The 3,489-nt window shown below is 64.5% G+C and carries 3 protein-coding genes; all 3 read right to left on the bottom strand.

The genetic code is table 11. The features are described 5' to 3' along the window. Positions 1-1,346: aspartate aminotransferase family protein (locus ACOZK4_RS27205; protein WP_421594743.1), on the bottom strand; the 1,346-nt coding region annotated here is incomplete at its 3' end. Between the two features lie 33 nt (positions 1,347-1,379). After that, positions 1,380-2,876 (bottom strand): NAD-dependent succinate-semialdehyde dehydrogenase, encoded by a 1,497-nt coding sequence (locus ACOZK4_RS27200; RefSeq protein WP_421594742.1) that lies wholly within the window; start codon positions 2,874-2,876, stop codon positions 1,380-1,382. A 129-nt stretch (positions 2,877-3,005) separates the two neighbouring features. After that, positions 3,006-3,488: an Lrp/AsnC family transcriptional regulator gene (locus tag ACOZK4_RS27195; protein ID WP_421594741.1), complete on the bottom strand. Its 483-nt coding sequence runs from the start codon at positions 3,486-3,488 to the stop codon at positions 3,006-3,008. Between the last annotated feature and the right edge of the window lies 1 nt (position 3,489).

The following is a 3,489-nucleotide window of genomic DNA, read 5'->3' as shown; positions in this document are numbered from 1 at the left end:
GCTGTTGCCTTGACGACGATATCGGCCTCCTCGCGGGTGAGGCATAGCGGCGGGGCGAAGCCGAGGATATCACCCTGCGGCATGGCGCGGCCGATGACGCCGCGTTCGAGAAGGGCGGCCGAGATCTGCGGGCCGATCTTTTTGCCCGGATCGAAAAAGGCCCGGTCGTCCCGGTCTTCGACGAACTCGATGGCCGCCATCAGGCCATCGCCTCGTACCTCGCCGACATGTTTGTGATCGCCGACGGCCTTGGCGAGTTCGCTGCGGAAATAGGCGCCGGTGGAACCGGCATTCTCGACGAGACCGAGTTCGTCGATGAGTTCGAGATTGGCAACGCCCGCGGCGGCGCAGATCGGATGCGAGGAGTAGGTCCAGCCATGGCCGATCGCGCCAAGCTCATCGGAACCCTTGACAAGCACGTCCCAGACCTTGTCGGAGACGATGGTGCCGGAGAGCGGCGCGTAAGCCGAGGTGAGGCCCTTGGCGATGGTGATGAGCGCCGGCTTCATGCCGTAGTGATCCGAACCGAACATTGTGCCGAGGCGGCCGAAGCCGGTCACGACCTCGTCGGCGACGAGCAGGATGTCGTACTTGTCGAGCACCGCTTGAATCTTCTGCCAATAGCCCTTCGGCGGCGGCACGATGCCGCCGGTGCCGAGGATCGGCTCGCCGATGAAGGCGGCGACGGTTTCCGGGCCTTCGGCAAGAATCATTTCTTCCAGTTTGTCGGCGCAATATTGCGAGAACTGCTCCTCATCCATCGCCCGATCCGGGCGGCGGAAGAAGTAGGGGGCTTCCGTATGCAGGATCGGCGCGCGCGGCAGGTCGAATGCATTGTGAAAGAGGGCGAGGCCGGTCAGCGATCCTGTCATGACGCCCGAGCCGTGGTAGCCGCGCCAGCGCGAGATGATCTTCTTCTTCGCGGGACGGCCGAGGACGTTGTTGTAGTACCAGATCAGCTTGATGTTGGTCTCGTTGGCATCCGAGCCGGACAGGCCGAAATAGACACGGCTCATGCCCTCGGGCGCGCGATCGATGATCATCTTTGAGAGTGTGATAGAGGCTTCCGTGCCGTGGCCGACATAGGCGTGGTAATAGGCGAGGTTCTTGGCCTGCTCGGCGATCGCGTCAGCAATCTTCTGGCGACCGTAGCCGACATTGACACAATAGAGGCCGGCGAAGGCATCCAGGCTCGTCTTGCCGGTCGTATCCGTGATGTAAACCCCTTCGCCGCCGCCGATGATGCGGGTCGGCGTCTCGCCGCGGGCATGCATGCCCATATGGGTCGAGGGATGGAAGAAGTGGTCGCGGTCCCAGGCGGTGAGTTCGTTGTTTCCGTCGAGCATGGTTTTTCCTTTCGTATAGTGCTGGCGCCGGGGTCAGGCAGCCGTGTCGATGCAGAGATATTTGAGTTCGGTGAAGGCCTCCATGCCATGGCGCGAGCCCTCGCGACCGAGGCCGGATTGTTTCCAGCCGCCGAAGGGGATCGGTCCGCCGGTGATCTTCACGCGGTTGACCGCCACCATGCCGTATTCCAGCGCGCGGGCAAGGCGCATCTGGCGCGCGCCATTTTCGGTGACGATATAGGCGACGAGACCGTATTCCGTGTCGTTGGCGCGGGCGACCACTTCCGCCTCGCTGTCGAAAGCCGTGACGACGGCGACGGGGCCGAAGGTTTCCTTGCGCATGATGAGAGCGTCGTCGGGCACATCCGTCAGAAGCGTCGGCGCATAGAACAGCGAACCTGCCGTGTGCCGCTTGCCTCCGGTCAGGAGCTTCGCGCCGTGCTTCAGCGCATCGGCCACCTGTTCCTCCACCTTTGCGATAGCGCGTTCATGCATCAGCGGGCCGATCTCGACGCCCGCCTCAAGCCCGCCGCCGACTTTGAGCGCCGCGATGCGTGTCTTGAAGGCCTTCGTGAAAGCGGCGAGCACGGGGCGCTCGACATAGATGCGGTTGGCCGCGAGGCAATCCTGGCCTGATGTGGCGAACTTGGCATTGACGGCGATGTCGGCCGCCTTGTCGATATCGGCATCGGCGAAGACGATCAGCGGGGCATGGCCGCCGAGTTCCATCACCAGCCGTTTCATGGTCGGCGCGCATTGGCCGGCGATCAGCTTGCCGATCTCCGTCGAACCGGTGAAGCTGAGCGCACGAACGCGGGGATCGGCATTCATGCGGCCGACAATGGTTGCGGCATCGCCGGTCACGACGTTGAAGACACCGGCGGGAAGGCCGGCGCGCTCGCCGAGTTCGGCCAGCGCCAAAGCCGAAAGCGGCGTCTCGCTGGAGGGATGGGCGACGACGGTGCAGCCGACGGCAAGCGCCGCCGCAGCCTTGCGGGTGATCATGGCGCAGGGGAAATTCCACGGCGTGACGATGCCGACGACGCCGAGCGCCTCGCGGCGCACGATCATCTCCGCGCCGGGCAGATGGCTCGTCACGCTCTCGGCGTTGAGGCGTTTTCCCTCCTCCGCATACCATTCGATGAACGAGGCGGCGTAGTCGATCTCGCCGCGCGATTCCGCGAGCGGCTTGCCCTGTTCCAGCGTCATCAGCAGCGCAAGGTCCTCGCGCGCTTCTAGGATCAGGCCATGCCATTTGCGAAGGATGGTGGATCGCTGCTGCGGCAGCAGGTCCCGCCAGGCGGGGAAGGCCTGCGCGGCAGCCGAAACGGCTTCCGCCGTCTGCTCGGCGTCGAGAGATGCGACCCAGGCGAGCGTCGCGCCCGACGCGGGATCCGTCACGGCAAAACTGTTGCCGTCACGGCCGGCCACCCAGCGGCCGCCGACATAGGACAGTTCGCGCAGCAGGTGAGGGTCGGCGAGGCGGGCGAGTGCGTCGTGAAAGGTGGTCCGGGCGAATTGGGCGGTCATGGCGGCCTCCTCTGGCTGATTGAGAGGAGTCTGCCAGAGGCCGGGCGGCAGATTGTCTATTGCCGGGGTGGCAGGCAGAGATTTTGGCCAAATCCGAGGCCGGCCATAGACAATCTCTCTACGGCAGCCTCATTCGGAGGCCGGCAGAAGGGTTGCCAGCGGCAGAACGGTCTCCTCCTTCACCGTCTTGGTGACGATGTAGGTGAAGTAGCGCTCGATACCGAGTTCGCGGTCGAGCAGGCTGTCGACCAGGCGCTGGTAGGCGTCGATGTCGGCCGCCATGATCTTCAGGATGTAATCGACCCCGCCGCCGACCGACCAGCAGGCAACGATCTCCGGTGTTGCCGTCACCGCGCGCTCGAACCGGTCGAAATCCGCCTGTCGGTGGTTGGCCAACGTCACCTCCATCATGACGCTCGCGACCGGTGCGACGCGCCGCACCGCCACCCGCGCATGATAGCCGGAAACGATACCCGCCTTCTCCAGCTTGCGCAGCCTGAGCCAGCAGGGGGTAGGGGAAAGGCCCGCCTTTTCCGCCAGCGCCAGCTTGGTGATGCGCCCGTTCTCCTGGATGGCTTCCAGGATGCGCAGGTCGATGGCGTCGATCTTCATG

The organism is Shinella sp. M27 (genome assembly GCF_049199905.1).
Lineage (GTDB): Bacteria > Pseudomonadota > Alphaproteobacteria > Rhizobiales > Rhizobiaceae > Shinella.
The sequence above is the reverse complement of the archived record's forward strand: the minus strand, read 5'-3'. Positions and strand labels throughout refer to the sequence as shown.